21 protein-coding genes and 1 pseudogene are annotated in these 22504 nt (G+C 74.4%); 18 read left to right on the top strand and 4 right to left on the bottom strand.

The features are described 5' to 3' along the window. Positions 1 to 26 precede the first annotated feature (26 nt). Positions 27 to 1988, bottom strand: coding sequence for an LCP family protein (locus tag ABD993_RS06440; protein WP_345413687.1), 1962 nt, complete (start codon positions 1986 to 1988; stop codon positions 27 to 29). Positions 1989 to 2237: 249 nt separating this feature from the next. Between ABD993_RS06440 and ABD993_RS06435 the strand changes: the two genes are divergently transcribed. From ABD993_RS06435 to ABD993_RS06400, 8 genes are all read left to right on the top strand, one after another. Beyond that, positions 2238 to 3503, top strand: coding sequence for a tetratricopeptide repeat protein (locus ABD993_RS06435; protein ID WP_345413685.1), 1266 nt, complete (start codon positions 2238 to 2240; stop codon positions 3501 to 3503). Positions 3504 to 3645: 142 nt separating this feature from the next. Next, positions 3646 to 4545: a glycosyltransferase family 2 protein gene (locus ABD993_RS06430; protein ID WP_345413683.1), complete on the top strand. Its 900-nt coding sequence runs from the start codon at positions 3646 to 3648 to the stop codon at positions 4543 to 4545. A 14-nt stretch (positions 4546 to 4559) separates the two neighbouring features. Beyond that, positions 4560 to 5630 (top strand): mannose-1-phosphate guanylyltransferase, encoded by a 1071-nt coding sequence (gene manB / locus ABD993_RS06425; protein ID WP_345413819.1) that lies wholly within the window; start codon positions 4560 to 4562, stop codon positions 5628 to 5630. A gap of 69 nt (positions 5631 to 5699) precedes the next feature. Further along, positions 5700 to 6614 carry a DNA-3-methyladenine glycosylase family protein gene (locus ABD993_RS06420; protein ID WP_345413681.1) on the top strand — a complete coding sequence of 305 codons (915 nt, stop codon included), beginning with the start codon at positions 5700 to 5702 and terminating at the stop codon, positions 6612 to 6614. Between the two features lie 10 nt (positions 6615 to 6624). After that, entirely contained in the window at positions 6625 to 7098 is a 474-nt protein-coding gene (locus ABD993_RS06415) for a glutathione peroxidase (RefSeq protein ID WP_345413679.1), read from the top strand. A gap of 16 nt (positions 7099 to 7114) precedes the next feature. After that, positions 7115 to 8098, top strand: a complete 984-nt coding sequence (gene cofD / locus ABD993_RS06410) for a 2-phospho-L-lactate transferase (RefSeq protein ID WP_345413677.1) — start codon at positions 7115 to 7117, stop codon at positions 8096 to 8098. Beyond that, positions 8095 to 9447, top strand: a complete 1353-nt coding sequence (locus tag ABD993_RS06405) for a coenzyme F420-0:L-glutamate ligase (protein WP_345413675.1) — start codon at positions 8095 to 8097, stop codon at positions 9445 to 9447. The genes cofD and ABD993_RS06405 overlap by 4 nt, the downstream gene beginning before the upstream one ends. Next, positions 9441 to 9977 (top strand): NUDIX hydrolase, encoded by a 537-nt coding sequence (locus tag ABD993_RS06400; RefSeq protein ID WP_345413673.1) that lies wholly within the window; start codon positions 9441 to 9443, stop codon positions 9975 to 9977. Before ABD993_RS06405 ends, ABD993_RS06400 begins: the two co-directional genes overlap by 7 nt. A gap of 113 nt (positions 9978 to 10090) precedes the next feature. On the opposite strand, the gene ABD993_RS06395 is transcribed toward ABD993_RS06400, so the two are convergent. Continuing rightward, positions 10091 to 10870, bottom strand: a complete 780-nt coding sequence (locus ABD993_RS06395) for a site-2 protease family protein (RefSeq protein WP_425568904.1) — start codon at positions 10868 to 10870, stop codon at positions 10091 to 10093. 243 nt (positions 10871 to 11113) lie between these two features. Here ABD993_RS06395 and ABD993_RS06390 point away from each other — a divergent pair, with 243 nt between their 5' ends. Further along, entirely contained in the window at positions 11114 to 11380 is a 267-nt protein-coding gene (locus ABD993_RS06390) for a WhiB family transcriptional regulator (protein WP_345413817.1), read from the top strand. Between the two features lie 67 nt (positions 11381 to 11447). On the opposite strand, the gene ABD993_RS06385 is transcribed toward ABD993_RS06390, so the two are convergent. After that, the gene (locus tag ABD993_RS06385; RefSeq protein WP_345413670.1) at positions 11448 to 11939 is read right to left on the bottom strand and encodes a metallopeptidase family protein; all 492 of its coding nucleotides are present in this window, start codon (positions 11937 to 11939) and stop codon (positions 11448 to 11450) included. Between the two features lie 124 nt (positions 11940 to 12063). Between ABD993_RS06385 and ABD993_RS06380 the strand changes: the two genes are divergently transcribed. The 6 genes and pseudogenes from ABD993_RS06380 to ABD993_RS06355 all read left to right on the top strand — a co-directional run bounded on the left by ABD993_RS06380 (position 12064) and on the right by ABD993_RS06355 (position 17723). Continuing rightward, positions 12064 to 12441: a DUF3499 domain-containing protein gene (locus ABD993_RS06380; RefSeq protein ID WP_345413668.1), complete on the top strand. Its 378-nt coding sequence runs from the start codon at positions 12064 to 12066 to the stop codon at positions 12439 to 12441. Between the two features lie 91 nt (positions 12442 to 12532). Further along, positions 12533 to 13891, top strand: coding sequence for a phosphomannomutase/phosphoglucomutase (locus ABD993_RS06375; protein ID WP_345413666.1), 1359 nt, complete (start codon positions 12533 to 12535; stop codon positions 13889 to 13891). 136 nt (positions 13892 to 14027) lie between these two features. Then, a pseudogene (locus tag ABD993_RS06370) lies at positions 14028 to 14195 on the top strand (Trm112 family protein); the annotation flags it as partial. 155 nt (positions 14196 to 14350) lie between these two features. Then, complete coding sequence (locus ABD993_RS06365) at positions 14351 to 15445, top strand: SIS domain-containing protein (RefSeq protein WP_345413664.1); 1095 nt, start codon at positions 14351 to 14353, stop codon at positions 15443 to 15445. Between the two features lie 48 nt (positions 15446 to 15493). Continuing rightward, positions 15494 to 16699: a mannose-6-phosphate isomerase, class I gene (manA, locus tag ABD993_RS06360; protein WP_345413662.1), complete on the top strand. Its 1206-nt coding sequence runs from the start codon at positions 15494 to 15496 to the stop codon at positions 16697 to 16699. A gap of 94 nt (positions 16700 to 16793) precedes the next feature. Then, positions 16794 to 17723 carry a cation diffusion facilitator family transporter gene (locus ABD993_RS06355; protein ID WP_345413660.1) on the top strand — a complete coding sequence of 310 codons (930 nt, stop codon included), beginning with the start codon at positions 16794 to 16796 and terminating at the stop codon, positions 17721 to 17723. On the opposite strand, the gene ABD993_RS06350 is transcribed toward ABD993_RS06355, so the two are convergent. Continuing rightward, positions 17707 to 18204 (bottom strand): Lrp/AsnC family transcriptional regulator, encoded by a 498-nt coding sequence (locus ABD993_RS06350; RefSeq protein WP_345413658.1) that lies wholly within the window; start codon positions 18202 to 18204, stop codon positions 17707 to 17709. The two genes, ABD993_RS06355 and ABD993_RS06350, sit on opposite strands and share 17 nt — an antisense overlap. Positions 18205 to 18301: 97 nt before the next feature. On the opposite strand from ABD993_RS06350, the gene ald reads away from it, so the two are divergent. From ald to ABD993_RS06335, 3 genes are read left to right on the top strand one after another with little or no spacing between them, the layout of a single operon-like run. After that, complete coding sequence (gene ald / locus ABD993_RS06345) at positions 18302 to 19417, top strand: alanine dehydrogenase (RefSeq protein ID WP_345413656.1); 1116 nt, start codon at positions 18302 to 18304, stop codon at positions 19415 to 19417. 39 nt (positions 19418 to 19456) lie between these two features. Further along, complete coding sequence (locus tag ABD993_RS06340; protein ID WP_345413655.1) at positions 19457 to 20956, top strand: amino acid permease; 1500 nt, start codon at positions 19457 to 19459, stop codon at positions 20954 to 20956. A 57-nt stretch (positions 20957 to 21013) separates the two neighbouring features. Next, a complete protein-coding gene (locus tag ABD993_RS06335) occupies positions 21014 to 22378 on the top strand; it encodes an MSMEG_0569 family flavin-dependent oxidoreductase (RefSeq protein WP_345413654.1) in 1365 nt (454 codons plus the stop codon). Positions 22379 to 22504 lie beyond the last annotated feature (126 nt).

Raw genomic sequence — 22504 nt, 5'->3', positions numbered from 1 at the left:
TGAGCCGGGCGTCACCGGCGCGGCGGTCAGTCGATGCAGGGCACGCCGCCCGCGTTGACCACGGGCTCGGCGGTCGGCGCGGCGGACGAGGACGTCGGCGCGGCGGGTGCGGCGTAGTCGGTGCCGAGCAGGACCTGCACGTGTCCGGGGCGGACGTCGCCGGACTGCTCGACCCCGAGCCCGCCGAGCTGCGCGGCGACGTTCTGCGCGGCGCCCAGGCCGTCGCCCGAGTAGCGGACGACGGAGGTGGTGCGGCTCGCGGCGTTCTCGACCGTCCCGCGCTGGTAGCCCGCGGCACCGAGCTGCTCCGCGACCGTGCCTGCCAGCCCGGTGCCCCCGGAGCCGTTGCCGACGTCCACGGTGACCGTCCGGGGATCGACCGTGGGCGCCGCGGGAGCAGGCGCCGCGGTGTCCGCGGTGTCTGCGGTGGGGGTCGTCTTCTCCTCGACGAACGCCTTGACCTGCGTCGGGTCGACGAGCACGACGTCCCCGCGCTCGTTGTCCGTGCCGCCCTGCGTCGGGATGGTCATGAAGTCGAGGTTGCCCGCGGCGACGTCGGAGGCCTGCCGGGCGAACCCGAGCAGGTCCCAGCCGGAGTCGATCACCAACGACTGCTCCGCGGAGGCGATCAGGGCCGACAGCGTGGACGGGTTGGTCAGCGTGCCGCTGGAGAGGATCTTGTCCGCCACCGCGGCCAGGAACACCTGCTGACGCCGGATGCGGGAGAGGTCGCCGCCGGGGAGCCCGTGGCGCTGCCGGACGAACGCGAGCGCGTCCGCCCCGGAGATCGTCTGCGGGCCCGCGGGGAAGTCCGCGCCGGAGAACTCGTCGTTCACCGGCGCCTTCAGGCACACGTCGACGCCGCCGACGGCCTGGGTCAGGTTGTAGAAGCCGAGCAGGTTGATCTCGGCGTAGTGGTCGATCTGCAGGCCGGTGAGGTTCTGCACGGTCTCGATCAGCGTGGTGCGCCCGGTGGCCGACGACTGGGTGTCCGCCTCCTTCTGGCTCATCCCGCCCGCGACGAGCTCGTTCGCCTTCAGCGCCTTGGTCGCCGGGTACGCCGCGTTGATCTTGTCCTTGCGGTAGCCGGGGATGTCGACGTAGCTGTCCCGCGGGATCGAGAACGCGCTCGCGCTGCCGCCGTCCGCGGGGAGGTGCACCACGATGATCGTGTCGGAGTTGAGGACGCCGGACTCGGCGCCGGAGCGCAGGGTCTGCAGGACGTTCTCCGGCAGCGGGTCGCCCTGGGCGTCCGTCCGGCTGTCGACGCCCACGAGCAGGATGTTCTGCTCGCCGCCGCTCGAGCCGCCGGTGATGACATTGGTGGTGGTGATCCCGCCGGTGACGTCCCGGTAGAGCGCCCACGCGCCGCCGCTGAGGAGCAGGACCAGGGCGGAGAGCACGCACAGGGTGATCCGCGCGCGGTGCACCAGCACGGCCCGCCCACCCTGCGGGACGGGCGCGGCCGCGGGGGCCGGGCGGGTGCGGGGGCGGGTCGGCGGCGGGGTGGGCGCGCCCCGGCCCAGGTCGCGGCCGCGGGGCCGGTCGCCGTCCCGGGTGGAGCCGCGGGGGGCCCGGGCCGAGCTACGGCCGGTGTCGCCGGAAACCCGGGGCGAGCGGTCCGCTCCGCCCTCGGACCGGCGGGCGGGGGTGTCCCGGGCACCGCGCGTCGACGAGCCCGGCGAGCGTGCGGACGACCCCGGGTCGCGACGGGCGGGGGTCTCGCGGTCGCCGCGACCCGCGGACCCGCCGCGGGCCGACGAGCCGGAGCCGCGGGTCGCGGAGGCTGCGCCGTCGCGGGTCCAGGAGCCGCCGCGTGGCGACGAGCCGGTGACCGAGCTGCGCGAGGAGGCGCCGAGCTCGCGCGGGGTGGACCGCGACCCCGCCCCGAGCGCCCCGCCCTCGCCGAACAGCGACGCGGCGCCCGCCCGGCGTTCGCGGGGGCTCCGGCCGGACCCGGAGGATCGCGCACCACCCGTCGGGTCCACGCGACCTCCTCCACTCGGCCGGGCCGCTCCGCCGTTCGCGGACCCGCACAGTCCCTAGAGGGTGCAGCATCCGGGGCGATCATCGCGGTGCGTCGCCCGGCGTGTCGGCAGCTCGTGTCGCCGGGCGGGCTCCGTCCACCCCGGAGGGTGACGGCCCGCTGCCCTGCAGTGATCAACAGTCCGCGCTGCCGTGATCCCGGGACGGTGGGACCCTCGTCACAGCCGACAGCGACGGAAGTGGTGGCGCCGATGACCGCGCAGCTCGAACCGGAGGCGCCCCGTCCGGCGGGCGCGCCCCACCTCCCGGCCCTCCTGCCTCCCGTCGACCGGCCCGCGACGATCGCCGAGGCGGTCGCGGAGGCCGTCGCGGAGGCGGTCGCGCCCGCCGAGCCCGCCGCCGCGGCGCTCGGCCACGCCGCGGTCCCCGCGCAGGCCGCGCCGCTCGCGGGCGACCCGGTCGGGCCGCAGGACCCCCCGGTGCCGCACGAGCCCCCGGCCCCGGTGCCCCACGAACCGCCCGCCCCCGTGCCGCACGAGCCCCCGGCCCCCGTGCCCCACGAACCGCCCGCCCCCGACCCGTACCAGCCCGTGCCCCGCGACCCGCCGGTGCCGAGCGACCCGTCCACCCCGCCCGTGCCGGGGGAGCCCCCGATCCCGCGGGACCCGCCGACCGACCCCCCGACCCACCCCCCGACCCCACTGTCCGACGCGGGTCGGGCCCTGCTCGACGCCGGCCGGGCCGCGGAGGCGGTCGAACCGCTGCGGCGGGCCGTCGCCTCCGCGGAGCCCGGATCGGCGGACCTGCTGGTCAGCGCCTACCTCGACGTCGGGGCGTGGTCGGCGGTGATCGACTGGTTGGGCCCGTTGGTCGCCGACGGGCGCGTGGAGTTCGCGGGCAGGCTCGGCGTCGCGTTGGCCGAGTTCGGCGACCACGTCCGCGCCGAGAGCATGCTCCGCACCGCACTGGCCGCGGGCGAGGTCGCCGCCGCCAACGACCTCGCGCTCCTGCTGCGGGACGACGGGCGGCTCGTCGAGGCCGCCCACGTCCTGACCCACGCCGCCGACGCGGGCGACCCGCTCGCCCCGGACAACCTCGTCGCCCTGCACCTCGAGGACGGCGATCTCGTGGGGGCCGTGGAGGCCGCCGAGCGGTACGCCGACGAGCGTCGCCCGGACACCGTCGTCGCGCTGGCGGACGTCCGAGCGGCGCAGGGCCGGGACGCGGACGCGGACGCGCTCTACCGCCGCGCCGCCGAGCTCGGCGCGCTCCGCGCCCACACCGCGTACGCCGGGTTCCTCGTCGACCGGGGCGACCTGACCGCCGCCGAGGACGAGTTCCGCGAGGCCGAGCGGCACAACGAGCCGCGCTGGCCCGTCACGGTCGCGCGGTTCCTGATGGACACCGGCCGGCCCGACGCCGCCCGTCGCTACCTGGCGGTCGGCGTGGACGCGGGCGACCGGGAGGCCGAGGACCTCCTCGCGGAACTCGACGGCGAGGACCTCACCGACGACTGACCCGACGACCGCACCGACGACCGCACCGACGACCGCACCGACGACCGCCCCGACGACCCGACCGCGCGACGGGTGCCCACCCGGACGGCTGGACGGGCACCGCGGGGGTGGGATCGGCGGCGCACCGATACCCTCGGGCCCCATGGAGCCGACCCAGCGCGCGGCGGTGCGGACCTACGGGGACGGGCTCGCGATCGTCACCGTCACCTACTCGCCCGGCGAGACCCTGGACGCCTTCCTGGACTCCATCCCCGCCGCCACCACCCGCACGCCGCGGGTCGTGCTGGCGGACAACGGATCCGTCGACGGCGCGCCGGAGCGGGCGGCCGGGCGCGAGGGCGTCGAGCTGCTGCGCATCGGTGAGAACGTCGGGTACGGGACCGCCGCGAACCGCGGGGTCGCGCAGCTCGGGCCGGAGTACGGCTGGGTCGTGATCGCCAACCCGGACCTCGTGTTCGGGGAGAAGTCGATCGACATCCTGCTCGAGGCCGCCCAGCGCAGCCCCCGCGCGGGGAGCCTCGGGCCGCTGATCCGGGACCCCGGGGGCCACGTCTACCCGAGCGCGCGCCGGGTCCCCGACCTCGCCACCGGGGCCGGGCACGCCGTGCTGGGCAGGATCTGGCCGGGGAACCCCTGGTCGGTGACCTACCGCCAGGAGTCCACGGCGATCGAGGAGCGGCCCGCGGGCTGGCTCTCCGGCTCCTGCCTGCTCGTGCGGCGCAGCGCGTTCGACTCCGTCGACGGCTTCGACCCGCGCTACTTCATGTACTTCGAGGACGTGGACCTCGGCGAGCGGCTCGGCAGGGCGGGGTGGCTCAACGTGTACGTGCCCACGGCCGAGGTCGTGCACACCGGCGGGGTGTCCACCTCGAAGGCGGACGTCTCCGCGCGGATGCTCGCCGAGCACCACCGCAGTGCCTATCGCTACCTGGCGGACCGGCATCCCGGCGCGGCCAAGGCGCCGTTGCGCGCCGCGTTCCGAGCGGGGCTAACGGTCCGGTCGCGGCTGTCGACATCCCGGACGCACGTCCCCGTGAGCTGAGAGGACCCGAAGTGCTGGACGACGTCGAGGCCGTGGTGCTGGTGGGGGGCAAGGGCACCCGCCTGCGCCCCCTGACCCTGTCCGCCCCGAAGCCCATGCTGCCCACGGCGGGGGTGCCGTTCCTGGCCCACCTGCTGTCCCGGATCCGGGCGGCGGGGGTGCGTCGGGTCGTGCTCGGCACGTCCTACCTCGCCTCGACCTTCGAGGACCACTTCGGGGACGGGCGGAGCCTCGGCCTCGAGCTGACCTACGTCGTCGAGGACGCCCCGCTCGGCACCGGCGGCGGCATCGCGAACGTGGCCGAGCACCTCACCACGGACGACGTGATGGTGTTCAACGGGGACGTGCTGTGCGGCACCGACCTCGGCGCCGTCGTGAACACCCACCGCCGGACGGACGCGGACGTCACGCTGCACCTGGTCCGGGTCCAGGACCCGCGGGCCTACGGCTGCGTCCCCACGGACTCGGACGGGAAGGTGCTCGCCTTCCTGGAGAAGACCGAGGACCCGCCGACCGACCAGATCAACGCCGGTTGCTACATCTTCAAGCGCTCGGTGATCGAGGCGATCCCGCGCGGGCGCGTGGTGTCCGTCGAGCGCGAGACCTTCCCCGGCCTGCTGGAGCGCGGGGCGCGGGTGAGCGGGCACGTGGACAACGCCTACTGGCGGGACATGGGCACGCCCGCGGACCTCGTGCACGGCTCGGCCGACCTGGTCCGCGGGGTGGCGCCCAGCGCCGCGCTGCCCGGCCCGGTCGGCGAGTCGATCGTGCTGGAGGGCGCCGAGGTCGCCAAGGACGCGTTCGTGTTCGGCGGCAGCGCGGTCGGCCGGAACGTCGTGATCGGCGAGGGCGCCAAGGTCGAGGGCTCCATGCTGTTCGACGGCGCGGTGATCGCCCCCGGGGCGATCGTCGAGAGCTCCGTGGTCGGCGCGGGCGCGCGGATCGAGGAGGGCGCGCACGTGCGGGACGCCGTGATCGGCGACCGCGCGGTCGTCGGCGCGCACTGCGAGCTCAAGGGCGGCATGCGGGTGTGGCCCGAGGTCCAGCTGCCCCCGCACGGCGTCCGGTTCTCCGCCGACGTCTGACATGTCCGCACGAACGGCACTCCTGCGCGGTAGGTCCGCACGAGAGTGCCGTTCGTGCATGCTGGTGCGATGATCGAGCGGGAGTGGCGGCCGGACTTCCGGCTCGACATCCCCGGCGTGCTCGGGCCCCTGCGCCGCGGGCGGGGGGATCCCTCGTGGCGCACCGAGGGCGAGGGGGCCGCGATCTGGCGCACCTCGACCACCCCGGACGGCCCGGCCACGGTGCGGCTGTCCCGGCGTACCGACGGGACGGTGGTCGCGAAGGGGTGGGGCCCCGGCGCGACCTGGGAGCTCGACGGGCTGCCCGCCCTGCTGGGCGCGGACGACCGCCCCGACGAGTTCGTCGCCCACCACCCGCTGATCGCCGACGCCGCGCGGCGCCGCCCGGGGATGCGGTTCGGCGCCACCCGGCGGGTCTGGGACCAGCTGGTCCCGGCGGTGCTGGAGCAGAAGGTGACCGGCACGGAGGCCCGCCGCTCGTGGCGCGAGCTGTGCAGGCGGTTCGCCGACCCCGCGCCCGGGCCCGCGGAGATGCCGCGCGGGATGCGCATCCCGCCGACCCCGGCGCAGATCCGGTCGATCCCGGACTGGGAGTGGCACAGGGCGGGCGTCGACTCCGCGCGGCGGCGGGCGATCCTGGGCGCGGCCGCGGTGGCGCACCGGCTCGAGGCCGCCGTCGAGTTGGGCGGCGAGGAGGGCCGGATCCTGTTGCGGCGGCTGCCCGGGATCGGGGTCTGGACCGCGGCCGAGGTGGCCCAGCGGGCGTGGGGCGACCCGGACGCCGTCAGCTTCGGGGACTTCCACATCCCCACGGTGGTCGGCTGGGCGCTCGTCGGCCGTCCGCTGGACGACGCGGGCATGCTCGAGGTGCTCGAGCCCTACCGGCCGCAACGCCAGCGGGCCGTGCGGTACGTGGAGCTCTCCGGGTTCCGACGACCCCGTTTCGGGCCACGTTTCAGTCCCCGGGACTTCCGCGCCCTGTAGGTTCGGGCGCGTGGAACTCGGCTCCCTCACCGCCCTCGACGGCTCGGCCCTCCCCGACCTGGCGGGCAAGACCGTCCTGGTCGTCAACGTCGCCTCGAAGTGCGGCCTCACGCCGCAGTACACCGGCCTGGAGAAGCTGCAGGAGCGCTTCGGCGGTTCCGACTTCACCGTGCTCGGCGTGCCCTGCAACCAGTTCGGCGGCCAGGAGCCCGGCTCGGCCGAGGAGATCGCCACCTTCTGCTCGGCGACCTACGGGGTCTCGTTCCCGCTCACGGAGAAGGTCGACGTGAACGGGCCCGGCAGGCACCCGGTCTACACCGCGCTGACCGAGACCGCGGACGCGACCGGCGCGGCGGGGGACGTCCAGTGGAACTTCGAGAAGTTCCTGGTCGCCGCGAACGGCACCGTCGCGGCCCGGTTCCGGCCGCGCACCGAGCCGGAGTCCGAGGAGATCGTGGCGGCGATCTCCGGGCTCGTCGGCTGAAACGTAGCCTGGCGCTGTGAAGGTCACGGTCCTGGTCGGAGGCGTCGGCGGCGCCCGGTTCCTGCTCGGTGTGAAGGAGGCCCTCGGCATCCCGGGGTCGGCCGACCACGAGATCACCGCGGTGGTCAACGTCGGGGACGACGTGTGGATGCACGGTCTGCGCATCTGTCCGGACCTCGACACCTGCATGTACACCCTCGGCGGCGGCATCGACACCGAGCGCGGCTGGGGCCACGCGGGGGAGACCTGGACGGTCAAGGAGGAGCTCGCGGCGTACGGCGCCGAGCCGAGCTGGTTCGGGTTGGGCGACAAGGACATCGCCACTCATCTCGTCCGCTCCCGGATGCTGCGCGCGGGCTATCCGCTCTCCCAGGTCACCGAGGCGTTGTGCCACCGGTGGCAGCCCGGCGTGCGGCTGCTGCCCGCGTCGGACGACCGCGTCGAGACCCACGTCGTGATCGACAACCCCGAGGCGGGCGAGGACTCGCCGCCGCAGGTCGCGATCCACTTCCAGGAGTGGTGGGTGCGCTACCAGGCGAAGTACCCGGCACACCGGTTCGCCTCGGTCGGCGCCGAGGGGGCGAAGGTGCTGCCCGCCGCGGCCGCGGCCGTCGCGGAGGCGGACGTGGTGCTCGTCGCGCCGTCGAACCCGGTGGTCAGCATCGGCACCATGATCCAGATCCCCGGGATGCCGCAGGCGCTGGTCGGGGCGCGGGGGAGGATCGTCGGGGTGTCGCCGATCGTCGGCGGGGCGCCGCTGCGCGGCATGGCGGACGCCTGCCTGTCCGCGATCGGCGTCGAGACCAGCGCCGAGGGCGTCGGGCGGCACTACGGCGGGCGGGCGAAGGGTGGCCTGCTGGACGGCTGGCTGATCCACCCCGGGGACTCCGCCGCGGTCGAGGGCTGCGAGGTCCGTGAGGTGCCGATCCTGATGAGCTCGGTGGCGGCGACCGCGGACATGGTCCGCGCGGCGTTCGACCTCGCCGGGGTGAGTGCGTGAGCTCCACCGACGAGTTCAGGGACCACCGCGCGCAGGACCGGCTGGAGATCCTCCCGGTCCACGGCCTGCCCGAGTTCCGCCCCGGGGACGACGTGACGGCCGCGGTCGCCGCGGCCGCGCCCTGGCTCGCGGACGGGGACGTGGTCGTCGTCACGAGCAAGATCTTCTCCAAGGCCGAGGGCAGGCTGGTGCCTGCGCCGACGGACCCGGACGAGCGGGACGCCCTGCGCCGCAGGCTGATCGACGGCGAGACCGAGCGGGTGCTGGCCCGCAAGGGCAGGACCCTGATCGTCGCGTCGAAGCTCGGGATCGTGCAGGCCGCCGCCGGCGTGGACGGCTCCAACGTCCGCACGGACGAGCTGGCCCTGCTGCCCGTCGACCCGGACGCGAGCGCGGCTCGGCTGCGCTCCGGGCTCCGAGAGGTGCTGGGCGTGGACGTCGCGGTCGTGGTCACCGACACCATGGGCCGGTCCTGGCGGGTCGGGCAGACGGACGTCGCCATCGGCTCCGCGGGCCTCACCGTGATCCACCGCTACGCGGGCGCGTACGACGCCGAGGGCAACGAGCTGCTGGTCACCGAGGTCGCCGTGGCGGACGAGGTGGCCGGGGCCGCGGACCTGGTCAAGGGCAAGCTGGGCGGGCTGCCGGTCGCGGTGGTCCGCGGCCTCGGCAGCCCGGACGACGGGTCCACCGCCCGCGAGCTCGTCCGGCCGGTCGAGGAGGACCTCTTCCGGCTCGGCGCGGACGAGGCGATCGCGCAGGGCCGGGGCGAGGCCGTCCTGCTGCGCCGCAGCACCCGCGAGTTCGCGGCGGAGCCCGTCGACCCGGAGGCGCTGCGCCGGGCCGTCGGGGTGGCGCTGACCGCGCCGGCGCCGCATCACAGCACGCCGTTCCGGTTCGTCCGGCTGCGGGAGCGCCGCACCGCGGTGCTCGACGCGCTGCGCGACCGGTGGCGCTCCGACCTGGACGCGGACGGCAGGCCGGAGGACGAGGTCGAGCGCAGGCTCGCCCGCGGCGACCTGCTCCGTCGCGCGCCCGAGCTGGTCCTGGCCTTCGTGACCGGCGACGGTCTGCACACCTACCCGGACGAGGGGCGCAACGCCGCCGAGCGGGACATGTTCACCGTCGCGGGCGGGGCGGCGGTGCAGTCGCTGCTGGTCGCGCTGGCGGCCGAGGGGCTCGCCTCGTGCTGGGTGGGGTCCACGATCTTCGCGCCGGACACGGTCCGCGAGGTCCTGGACCTGCCCGCGGACTGGCAGCCCCTGGGCGCCGTCGCGGTCGGTGTGCCGGTGGAGGCACTGACCCCGCGGGCGGCGAAGGACCCCGGGGAGGGCCTGCTCGAATGGTGAAGCCCGCGACCGCCGTCGAGGAACTCCGGGCCTGGGACCCGCCGGACTCCGCGCAGGCGGCCCTGGCGCAGGCGCTGGTCTCCTTCTGCCTCGCCCGCCCGGACGACGCCTGCCTGCGCGAGTGCGAGCCCGGGCACCTCACCGCCTCGGCCCTGGTGCTCGACGCCGCGGGGGAGAACGTGCTGCTCACCCTGCACGGCCGCTTCCACCGCTGGGTCCAGCTGGGCGGGCACTGCGAGCCGGGTGACCCGTCGCTGCGCGCGGCGGCGCTGCGGGAGGCGACCGAGGAGTCCGGGATCGCCGGGCTGGAGATCGCCGAGCACCCGCTGCACGTCGACGTCCACCCGGTCACCTGCTCACTGGGCCTGCCCACCCGGCACCTGGACGTCCGGTACCTGGTCCGGGCCCCGGCAGGCGCGGTGCCGGTGATCAGCGACGAGTCCGCGGACCTCGCGTGGTGGCCGCTGGACGCGCTCCCGCCGGACAGCGACACCGTCGGCGAGATGGTCGCGCTGGCCCGCCGCGCCTGATCCGACGCGCCGAGGAGCGACGCGCCGAGCGGCGGACGCTCCCGCGGCACCGCGGATCGATAGCCGAACGGCCGTATCCCCCGTCCGGCGCAGTGATCGGCTCGTCGGGGGAATCAGCGCCAGAACAGCAGCAGGGAGTAGCCGACCGCGGCGTACCGGCTGTCCCCGCCGATCAGCCCGAACAGGAACTGGCCCACCCCGAACAGCGCCTGCGACACCCCCGGCACCCCGATGACCAGCACGAACAGCACCAGCGGGGCCCACGGCCGGACCTTGGCGCCGAGCTGCTGGGCGGCGGGGGAGAGGTAGGGCTCGATCACGCCGTACCCGTCCAGCCCGGGCACCGGGAGGATGTTCAGCACGAACGCCAGGATCTGGATCAGGGCCAGGCAGCTGAGCCCGATCGCGAGCCCCTGGCTCATCGGGATCGCGGCAACCGCGACGCTGAGCAGCACGCCGATGACCAGGTTCATCGCAGGCCCGGCCAAGGACACGAAGCTCCGCACGCCCCGCGAGCGCAGCGCCCACTGGTTCACCCACACCGCGCCGCCGGGCAGTGGGATGCCCCCGAGCAGCAGGAACACCACCGGCAGCACGAACGACAGCCCGACGTTGGCGTACCGGCGGATGTCCAGGGTGAGGTAGCCGCGGTTCTCGATGCCGTGGTCGCCGCCGCGGTGCGCGGAGTACGCGTGCCCCCACTCGTGCAGGCAGAGCGAGACGCACCAGCCGCCCAGCACCAGCAGCACCACCCCCGTGGTGAGCAGCACGAGCGAGCCGTCGAGGGCCTGGGTGGTGCCGACCGCGCACAACACCGCGCCGACGACCGTCACCGCCACGAGCAGGAGGAACCACGGGCTTATTCGGGTCGGTACGGAACGCACTTGACCCATTGTGCCGAACGGGGGACCGAAGGGGTGGAGCCCGTCACCCGGTCGGCAGTGCCGGGTTGCGTGAAGGGGGGTTCCACCGTTGTACTTACGTCGGTGTCATTCGCCGGGGCGCGGGGAGGTGGGCGAGTGGACGTATTCACGGACACCGTGTTCGTCGTGGGGACGAACACGATCGGGGGCACAGCAGGTGCCCCCGAACCGGTCGGCAGTGGTCCGCACGAGGGACTGCGGCTGATCGACACGTTGGTCGAGCGAGGGACCCTCGACACCGTCGACGGGTTCGACGAGGCCGACGCGGAGTGGCAGGAACGTGCACTGTGCGCGCAGACCGACCCGGAGGCGTTCTTCCCCGAGAAGGGCGGCTCCACCCGGGAGGCCAAGCGGATCTGCGCGGGCTGCGAGGTCCGGGCCGAGTGCCTGGAGTACGCACTGGCGCAGGACGAGCGGTTCGGCATCTGGGGCGGGCTCTCCGAGCGGGAGCGTCGCAGGCTGCGGCGCGCCGCGGGCTGAGACCGGAGCACCGCGGTCCGATCATGACGCCGGGAGGTCGGCCCGGCAGTCGTGATCGGCCGCGTTCCTAGTCGGCGCCGCCCTCGACGGCGTCCGGCTCGATGTTGAGATACTCGGCGACCTGCTCCACGAGCACCTCGTGCAGCAGCTCGCCCAGGTCCGCGCCGCCACGCGCCCGCGCCTCGAGCGGCCGCCGGTAGAGCACGATCCGCGCCCGCGAGGGCAGTCCGGCCGGGTCCACGCCCGCGGGCACCAGCTGCGCCAGCGGCACCCCCGCGTCGGCGAGCACCCCGGACCCCCAGACGACCTCCTCCGGCGAGGTCTGCCGCACCTCGGGAACCTCGTCCACGGCGAGGTCGAGGTCCACCAGCTCCGGGCCCCAGCGCAGCTCGATCGGCTCCAGCGCCTCGAGCACCCGGGCGTCGAAGCGCTCCGCCCGCGTCTTGAACGACGGCGTGGTCACCGGATAGAGCAGGCCGCGCAGCCCCCGGCCGCGCCGGTCGCGACGGCGGGGCGAGCGGCGCGCGAGCGGGCGCGCAGCGGGAGTCGATGCGGACACCCGTCGAATCCTACGGCGCCCGCGCCGCGGCGGACACGAGCCGACACACCGATCGACACGACCGGGCAACGGGCCCGCGCGTCGCAGCCCGGTCACGCGCCCGCGGGGGGTTATCGTCACCCACGTGTTGAGTGTCCGGAGGTGTTCGCGGAGCGGCTGCACCGAGCTCGCGGTGGCCACTCTCACCTACGTCTACGCCGACTCGACCGCCGTGGTCGGGCCGCTGGCGACGCAGGCGGAGCCGCACACCTACGACCTCTGCACCCGCCACGCCCACCGGCTGACCGCCCCCCGTGGCTGGGAGGTCGTGCGGTTCGAGGGCGAGTTCGCGCCGCCGCAGCACACCAACGACGACCTGACCGCGCTCGCCGAGGCCGTCCGCGAGGCGGGCCGCCGGGACCGCCCGATCGAGGTCACCGCGGTGGACGTGACCGCGGGCCCGGGGGTGTCCACCGGCCGCCGGGGCCACCTGCGCGTCCTGCCCACTCCTCCGGAGGACTGACCCCCCACCCCGGCGACCACGGCGCTCACGGTCGGTGACCGCCGGCGGACCGGAGACCCGGGGTGTCGGTCGCGCCCGATAGGGTCGCGCCGTGGATCTGAGCCAGATCGTGAAGGCCTACGACATCCGTGGGGTCGTCGGTGAGCAGCTGCACGCCGGGACCGTCCGCGAGATCGGCGCGGCGCTGGCCCGGCTGCTGCGCGGCGAGAGCGCGGCCACCACCACCGTCGCCGTCGGCTACGACATGCGGGACTCCTCGCCGGAGCTGGCCGCGGCGTTCGCCGAGGGCGTCACCGGCCAGGGGTTGGACGTCGTCGACATTGGGCTGGCCAGCACGGACATGCTGTACTTCGCCGCCGGTTCGCTGGGCGTGCCCGGCGCGATGTTCACCGCCAGCCACAACCCCGCGAAGTACAACGGGATCAAGCTCTGTCGCGCGGGGGCGACCCCGATCGGCCAGGACACCGGGCTCACCGCGATCCGCGAGGCCGTCGAGCGGGGAGTCCCGGCCGGGCCCGGCGGCGGCACGGTCTCCCACCGCGCGATGGTCGCGGACTACGCCGCCTACCTGCGGGACCTGGTCGACCTCAGTGACATCCGGCCGCTGCGCGTGGTGGTGGACGCCGGGAACGGCATGGGCGGGTTCACCGTGCCCGAGGTCCTCGGCGGGCTGCCGCTGGAGGTCGTGCCGCTGTACTTCGAGCTGGACGGCACCTTCCCCCACCACGAGGCCAACCCGCTGGACCCGGCGAACCTGGTCGACCTGCAGAAGGCGGTCGTCGCCGAGGGCGCGGACCTGGGCCTGGCGTTCGACGGGGACGCCGACCGCTGCTTCGTCGTCGACGAGCGGGGGGAGCCGGTCAGCCCCAGCGCCATCACCGGGCTGGTCGCGGTGCGCGAGCTCGCCAAGTCCCCCGGGGCCACCGTGATCCACAACCTGATCACGTCGAAGGCCGTCCCCGAGATCGTGCGCGAGCACGGCGGGCAGCCGGTGCGCACCCGGGTGGGGCACTCGTTCATCAAGCAGACGATGGCCGAGACCGGCGCGGTGTTCGGCGGCGAGCACTCCGCGCACTACTACTTCAAGGACTTCTGGAAGGCCGACTCCGGCATGCTCGCTGCGCTGCACGTGCTCGCGGCGCTCGGCGAGCAGCAGGAGCCGCTGTCGGCGCTGATGGGCGTCTACGAGCGGTACTCGGCGAGCGGCGAGGTCAACTCCACCGTGGCGGACCAGGCCGCGAAGGTCGCCGAGGTCCGGCGGACCTGGGGCGAGCGCCCCGGCGTCACCTTCGACGAGCTGGACGGGCTGACCGTGTTCCAGCCGGACGGGGCCTGGTTCAACCTGCGCGCCTCGAACACCGAGCCGCTGCTGCGGCTGAACGTCGAGGCGGCGGACGAGGCGGCCGTGGCGGCGCTGCGGGACGAGGTCCTGGCGCTCGTGCGCGCCTGAGCCACCCGCCGGATCCACCGCCCCGACCGGCCGCGGCGTCCACCCCGACGCCCGGCGAGTGCCGCCAGTACCCGGACGGACCCGGCGCGCGGCCGTCCGCCCTGGCAGCATTCGGACAGGACACGTGAGGAGAAGCATGCCCGCCCCCCTGCTCGACCCCCGGTTGCTGGAGATCCTGGCCTGCCCGGCGGAGGACCACGCCCCGCTACGGGAGACGGCGGACGGGCTGGTGTGCAGTTCCTGCGGACGGCGCTACCCGATCGTCGACGGGATCCCGGTACTGCTGGTGTCGGAGGCGGAGCCGACCGTCGGCACGGAGGCGGAGCCGACCGTCGGCACGGAGGCGGAGCCCGCGGAGCCGACCGTCGGCACGGAGGCGGAGCCCGCGGAGCCGACCGTCGGCACGGAGGCGGAGCCGACGCACGTCGAGCCGGACCCGGGTGATCCCGGGCGGGTCGGGTGACCGCGGTGCTGGACGACACCCTGCTCGCCGATCCCGCCGCGCTCGCCCTGGCAGACGGTGCCGGTGCGCTGCGCGCGGCGGCGACCGCCGGTGCGCAGGTGCGGTCCGCGGCCCAGGCGGCGCTGGACGCGGGCGTGGCCGACCTGGCGGGGCACCGCCCGCGCGCGCTCGTCGTGCTGCGCAGGCCCGGCTCGTCGGGAGCGGCGGGGGAGCTGCTGCACGCCCTGCTGGGCCCGCAGTGTCCGGTGCCGTTCGTGACCGCGGACCTCGTGCCGGGCTGGGTGGGCCCGCTGGACGTGGTGGTGGCCCAGTCCGCCGACCCGGAGGACACCGAGCTGGCCGAGTCCGTGGCCCGCGCGGTCGGCCGGGGCGCCGAGGTCGTGCTGTCCGTGCCCGCCGAGGGTCCGGTGGCCAGTGCGGGCGCGGGCCGCGCCCGCTTCGTCGAACCGCGGATCCCGGTCCCGCCCGCCCTGGACCTTCCCCGGGCCCTGGCCGTGGGGCTGTCGGTCGTGTCCGCGCTGGGGCTGTGGCCCGGCGACCTGGACCCGTCGCTGGAGCCGCTGGCGGACGCGCTGGACGCCGAGGCCGAGCGCAACCAGCCCGGCCACGAGCCGTTCATGAACCCGGCGAAGTCGCTGGCGCTGCGGCTGGCCGAGCACACCCCGCTGCTGTGGGGCACCGACCCGCCCGCCACGGCCGTCGCCGGGCACGGGGCGACCGCCCTGGCCACGCACGCCGGCGTCGTCGCGTACTCCGCGGACATCGCCCAGGCCGCCACGGCGACCGCCCTGCGCCGCGCGGTGGACCTCGCCGAGCGTTCGGACGACGTCTTCCGGGACCCCTTCGACGACCCGGGGCCGGACGCGCCCCCGGTGCGGGTGGTGCTGCTGGCCACCTCGGAGGAGGACCCCGGGCAGGTCGCCACCCGCCGCACGGGCCGCGGCTGGCCCGCCGACCTGCACCATCCCGTCGACGAGATCGCGCGCGGCACCCGGGACGCGGGGCTGCTCCGTGCCGCGGTGCTGGCCGCGCGGTGGGACGCGGCGGCCGTCTACCTGGGTCTGGCGACCCGCACCATCGAGCCCGCCTGAACGGTCCGACCCGAGTGGTCCGTTCCGTGGGGAAGCGAGGAAGAGTCGTTGGAACTCCTGGAGAACCCGGTGCGCCCGTACGCGTGGGGGTCGCGCACGGTCATCGCCGACCTGCTGGGCGAGCCGGTGCCGTCGCCGCACCCGCAGGCCGAGCTGTGGCTGGGAGCCCACCCCGGTGACCCGTCGCGGCTGGCGGGGAAGGGTCGCTCCCTGCTCGAGGTGCTGAACGCGGACCCGGAGACGCTGCTGGGCGCCGAGCGCAGCGCGCGGTGGTCGGGCACGCTGCCGTTCCTGCTCAAGGTGCTGGCGGCGGACGAGCCGCTGAGCCTGCAGGCCCACCCCAGCCTGGCGCAGGCGCAGGAGGGGTTCGCCCGGGAGAACGCGCAGGGCATCCCGCTGGACGCCTCGCACCGCAACTACAAGGACGCCAACCACAAGCCCGAGCTGATCTGCGCGCTGACCGAGTTCCACGCGCTCGTCGGCTTCCGGGACCCGATGGACACCCTGGCGCTGCTGCGCGCGCTGAACGTCGCCGAGCTGGCGGCGCACGTGGACCTGCTGGCCGCCCAGCCGGACCCGGACGGCCTGCGCGCGCTGTTCACCACCTGGATCACGCTGCCCCAGGGGATGCTGGACGAGCTGGTCCCGGCCGTGCAGAAGGCGGCGGTCGCGCTGGCGGGCGCGGACGACGAGTGGGCGCGGGAGGCCCGCACCGCCCTCGAGCTGTCCGAGCGCTACCCGGGGGACGCGGGCGTGCTGGCCGCGCTGCTGCTCAACCGGGTCGTGCTGCAGCCGGGCGAGGCGTCCTACCTGCCCGCGGGCAACCTGCACGCGTACCTGCAGGGGGCCGGTATCGAGCTGATGGCGAACTCGGACAACGTGCTGCGCGGCGGGCTGACCAGCAAGCACGTGGACGTCCCCGAGCTGTTGCGGGTGCTGGACTTCACCGCGGGCCCGCCGCCGGTGCACCACGGCTCGCCCGAGGGGGAGTGGACCCGCTACGACACCCCGGCCGAGGAGTTCCTGCTGCGCACCTGGCACGGGCCCGAGGGCCTCACCACGCGGCTCCCGGTGCCCGAGGGCGGTGCTCGGATCCTGCTCTGCACGGCGGGCAAGACGTGCGTGCGGGCCGGGGACGACCTCGTCGAGCTGGAGAAGGGTGCGGCCCTGTTCCTCGGCGCCCACGAGAGCGGTGTGGAGATCGAGAGCGCGAGCCCGGGGACCCACCTGCATCTGGCCGGGGACGCCCTGTAGGTCGGGGGCCGTCGGCCGGGGGACCCCCGCGTCGGGCCGCTATCCTCCCGTTCGATCACGCAACACTGCGGGACGAAACGGACGGGGCGGGCGCGTGTCGGCAGGCGGAGGGACGAAGGCGATCCTGGCGGCCCTGGGGGCCAACGCGGGGATCGCGGTGGCGAAGTTCGTGGGGTTCCTGGTCACGGGGTCGTCCTCGATGCTGGCCGAGGCCGTGCACTCGGTGGCGGACACGGCGAACCAGGGCCTGCTGCTGCTCGGCGGCCGCACCGCGAAGCGCCGTGCCACTCCGGAGCACCCGTTCGGCTACGGGCGGGACCGCTACTTCTACTCGTTCATCGTCGCGCTGATGCTGTTCAGCCTCGGCTCGGTCTTCGCGATCTACGAGGGCATCCACAAGCTCGAGGAGCCCGAGCCGCTGACCTCCCCGATCGTCGCGGTGATCATCCTGGTGGTGGCGGTCGGCCTCGAGGGCTTCTCGTTCCGCACCGCGATGGCCGAGTCCCGTCCGGTGAAGGGCTCGCTGAGCTGGTGGCAGTTCATCCGCCAGGCGAAGGTCCCCGAGCTCCCGGTCGTGCTGCTGGAGGACACCGGCGCCCTGATCGGCCTGGTCCTGGCGCTGGGCGGCGTCGGGCTCACCGTGCTGACCGGTGACCCGGTGTGGGACGCCGTGGGCACGCTCTGCATCGGCACCCTGCTCGGCGTCATCGCGATCATCCTGATCATCGAGATGAAGAGCCTGCTGATCGGCGAGGGCGCCGCCACACCGGTGCTGTCGCGGATCGTGGGCGAGCTGGAGTCCGGCGGGGCCGTGGAGCGGGTCATCCACGTCAAGACCCTCTACCTGGGGCCCGAGGAGCTGATGGTGGCGGCCAAGCTGGCGTTCACCCCCGGCCTGCCGCTCGAGGGCGTCGCCACCGCGATCGACGAGGTCGAGGCCCGTGTCCGCGCGGCGATCCCAGAGGCCCGGGTGATCTACCTGGAGCCCGATCTCGACCGGACCCCGCTCACCTCGACCTCCTGACCTGCTCGAAGATCAGGCTGGTCTGGGTGTTGGCCACCTCGCCCCGCGAGTTCAGCGCGACGACGAAGTCCCGCAGGGCCGCGGAGTCCGCCGCGGCCACGTGCAGCAGGTAGTCGTCCACGCCCGCCAGGAACCAGCAGTCCCGGACCTCCGGCAGCCGGATGAGCACGTCCTCGAACTCCCGCATCCGGCGCCGGGCGACGGCCTGCAGCCGCACCGAGACCATGGCCTGCAGGGGCCGCCCGGTCGCCGCCGGGTCGACGTCCGCGTGGAACCCGCGGATCACCCCACGCTCGCGCAGCGACCGCACGCGCGTCAGACAGGTCGACGGCGCCACGCCCACCCGCTCGGCGAGGGCATTGTTGGGGATGCGCGCGTCCCGCACCAGCTCGTCCAGGATCGCGCGGTCCACCGGATCGAGCCGCACATCGTTCGGTGAGGTGGGCCGCGGGGCACCGCTGATCGCCGATCCTTCTGACATACCGGCAGGATACAGAATATTCTGCCGTTCGGTTCCCTGGAATCAGCGGTTTCTTCGATACTGGTGTCCGGCATCCACCGAGCGGGAAGGACTGGACATGCGGATCGGCGTACCGGCAGAGGTCAAGGACAACGAGTTCCGGGTCGCGTTGACCCCCGCCGGGGTGCACGAGCTGGTGGGCCACGGACACGACGTGATCGTCGAGCAGGGGGCCGGGCTGGGGTCGTCGATCACCGACGAGGAGTTCAAGGCCGCGGGCGCCGAGCTGCGCTCCTCCGCCGACGAGGTGTGGGCCGCCGCCGAGCTGCTGCTCAAGGTCAAGGAGCCGGTCGAGTCCGAGTACCACCGGCTGCGCGGCGACCTGACGCTGTTCACCTACCTGCACCTGGCCGCCTCGCGCGCGTGCACGGACGCGCTGCTGAGCGCCGGGACCACCGCGATCGCCTACGAGACCGTCCGGACGGCCGACGGGCGGCTCCCGCTGCTCGCCCCGATGAGCGAGGTCGCCGGGCGGCTCGCCCCGCAGGTCGGCGCCTATCACCTGATGAGCGCCGCGGGGGGCCGCGGCGTGCTGATGGGCGGCGTCCCCGGCGCTCCGCGCGCACACGTGGTGATCATCGGCGGCGGGGTCTCCGGGACGCACGCCGCGCAGATCGCCGTCGGCATGGGCGCGCGGGTGACCGTGCTGGACCGCAACGTCGACGCGCTGCGGGTACTGGACGCGCGCTTCGGCGGCGCGATCACCACCGTCCACTCCACGGCGTTCGCGATCGAGGAGGCCGTGCTCTCCGCCGACCTCGTCGTCGGCGCAGTGCTGGTGCCGGGCGCGAAGGCCCCGACCCTGGTGTCGAACGACCTGGTCTCGCGGATGAAGTCGGGCGCGGTGCTCGTCGACATCGCGGTGGACCAGGGCGGCTGCTTCGCCGACACCCGGCCCACCACCCACGCCGACCCGACCTTCCGGGTGCACGACACGGTCTTCTACTGCGTGGCCAACATGCCCGGCGCCGTCCCGCACACCTCCACCCACGCGCTGACCAACGTGACGCTCCCGTACGTCGTCGCGCTGGCGGACGGGGGCTGGAAGGCCGCGCTGCAGCGGGACCCGGCCCTGGCGGGCGGGCTGAACACCTGGAACGGCGAGCTGACCAATGCCGAGGTCGCGGAGGCCCACGCCCTGCCGCACACCGCCCTCGCCGACGTCCTGCGCTAGCGCATGCAGGCCCGGTGACGCCGTCGTAGCCTCCCGCGCATGACGCGGTCGGGGATCAGGCGGACCAAGTCCGTCGAGCAGTCCATCGAGGACACGGACGAGCCGGACACCAAGCTCCGCAAGGATCTCGGCACCTGGGACCTGATCGTCTTCGGGGTCGCGGTCGTGGTCGGGGCCGGCATCTTCACCCTCGCCGCCAGCACGGCGGGGGACCGGGCGGGCCCGTCCGTGTCGCTGGCGTTCGTGCTCGCCGCGATCGCGTGCGGGCTCGCCGCGCTCTGCTACGCCGAGTTCGCCTCCACCGTCCCGGTCGCGGGCAGCGCCTACACGTTCTCCTACGCGACCTTCGGCGAGTTCATCGCGTGGATCATCGGCTGGGACCTGGTGCTGGAGTTCGCGGTCGGGTCCGCGGTCGTGAGCAAGGGCTGGTCGCAGTACCTCGGGCAGGTACTCGCGCTCGTCGGGCTGGACGTGTCCACCGCGCTCCCGCTCGGCGACTTCTTCACCTTCGACTGGGGCGCGCTGCTGCTCGTCGCGGTCCTGACGACGCTGCTGGCGGTGGGCACCAAGCTCTCCAGCCGGGTCAGCATGGTGCTGACGATCCTCAAGGTCGCGATCGTGCTGCTCGTGGTCGTCGTCGGGATCGGGTACGTGAAGGCGGAGAACTACTCGCCGTTCATCCCGCCCGCCACCACGGCCGAGGGCGACTCCGGGGTGAAGCAGTCGCTGCTCTCCCTGTTCGGCGGCGAGGCGAGCAGCACCTTCGGCATCTACGGGTTGCTCGCCGCGGCGTCGCTGGTGTTCTTCGCGTTCATCGGGTTCGACGTCGTCGCCACCACGGCCGAGGAGACCCGCAACCCGCAGAAGTCGCTGCCGCGCGGCATCCTCGGCTCGCTGGCCATCGTCACCGTGCTCTACGTCGCCGTCTCGCTGGTGCTGACCGGCATGGTCGAGTACACCCGGCTCGCCGAGCAGCCGGACGGCAGCCGCGCCACCCTGGCCACGGCGTTCAGCGAGCTCGGGGTCACCTGGGCGGCGGCGGTCATCTCCGTCGGCGCGTTGCTCGGCCTGACGACCGTCGTCATGGTGTTGATGCTCGGCCAGATCCGGGTGCTCTTCGCGATGTCCCGCGACGGGCTGCTGCCCACGAGCCTGGCGAGGACCGGCAGGGCGGGCACGCCGGTGCGCGCGACGATCCTCGTCGGCGGCCTGGTCGCCGCCGCCGCCACCTTCTTCCCGGCCTCCGAGCTGGAGGAGATGGTCAACATCGGCACCCTGTTCGCGTTCGTCCTGGTGTCGGTCGGCGTGGTCATCCTGCGGCGCACCCGACCGGACCTGCCGCGGTCCTTCCGGACGCCGCTCGTGCCGCTCGTACCGATCCTGTCGGTGCTGGCGTGCCTGTGGCTGATGCTCAACCTCACCGTCGAGACCTGGCTGCGGTTCCTCGTCTGGATGGTGCTGGGCCTGGTCGTCTACGCCGCGTACGGTCGTACGCACTCGCGCCTCGGACAACGGCAACGGGCCGGTAACACCCTCTAACCTGCGCGTGTTCCGGGGGAAACGCCCTGGACACGGGAAGCCGATTCACTGTTCCACGTGGCGGAACCGGATCTGGACGGGATGCACCGGTCCGTCGTCGTGATCGGCGGCGGACAGGCGGGGCTGTCCATGTCCTGGTTCCTGGCCCGCGCGGGCGTCGACCACGTGGTGCTGGAGCGGGACCGGGTCGGCGTCGAGTGGCGCACCCGGCGCTGGGACTCCTTCTGCCTGGTCACGCCCAACTGGCAGTGCGCGCTGCCCGGCTACCCCTACACGGGGGACGACCCGGACGGCTTCATGGTCCGGGACGAGATCGTCGCGTACCTGGAGGGCTTCGCGCGCTCGTTCGACGCGCCGGTCGTGGAGGGCGTCGAGGCCACCGCGCTGCGCGCCCGGGACGGGGCCTTCGAGATCGGGACGGACCACGGCACGCTCACCGCGGACCAGGTCGTCGTCGCGACGGGGCCCTACCAGGTCCCGCGCGTGCCGCGGATCGCCGAGCGGATGCCGGAGGGCGTGACCCAGCTCCACTCGTCGCAGTACCGCAACCCTGAGCAGCTCCACGAGGGCGAGGTCCTCGTCGTCGGTACCGGGCAGTCCGGGTGCCAGATCGCCGAGGACCTCCATCTCGCGGGCAGGCGGGTGCACCTCGCCACCGGCACGGCGCCGCGGGTGGCCCGGTTCTACCGCGGCCGGGACTGCGTGGCCTGGCTCGCGGACATGGGCACCTACACCAAGGGCGTGGACGCGTTCGCGGACGTCGAGGCCGTGCGGCACAAGACCAACCACTACGTCACCGGCCGGGACGGCGGGCGGGACATCGACCTGCGCCGCTTCGCCCTCGAGGGCATGGTCCTGCACGGGCGGCTGCTCGGCATCGCGAACGGGCGTGCCCGGTTCGCGGGCGACCTGCGGTCCAACCTGGACGGCGCGGACGCGGTCGCGGACGGCATCAAGGACTCGATCGACGCGTGGATCGCCGCCCAGGGGATCACAGCGCCGGTCGAGCCCCGGCGCGCCCCGGTGTGGGAGCCCGGCCCCGAGGCCGAGGACCCCGCCGAGCTGGACCTGAGCGCGGTCTCGGCGGTCGTGTGGTCCACCGGCTTCGGCCGGGACAACCGCTGGATCGAGCTGCCGGTGTTCGACGGCCGCGGCTACCCCACCCACGACCGCGGCGTCACGAGCCTGCCCGGTCTCTACTTCCTCGGCCTGCCCTGGCAGTACACCTGGGGCTCGGGCCGCTTCTCCGGGGTCGCCGCGGACGCCGAGCACCTGCTCGGTCGCATCCGCGCGGCCCGACAGGGCGCCGACGACGGGCTCTCGTGGCTCGCAGGCACGCCCACCAGCACGTTCCCGGAGGCCGCCCGCAGGGACATGGGGCTCGCCGACGAGGACTGGGAAACCCCCCGCACAGTCGCCTGACCCCACCTATCCGGAGGACAGCACCACCATGGCCGACCTGACCGATCTCGAGAAGCAGTCGCTCGAGGAGATCGCCCACCCGTCCCTGCCCGAGGGTTCGTCGATCTACGGCGGCACCAAGGTCTT

It is taken from the genome of Pseudonocardia xishanensis, assembly GCF_039541715.1.
Lineage (GTDB): Bacteria > Actinomycetota > Actinomycetes > Mycobacteriales > Pseudonocardiaceae > Pseudonocardia > Pseudonocardia xishanensis.
This window is presented reverse-complemented; position numbering and strand designations above follow the sequence as displayed.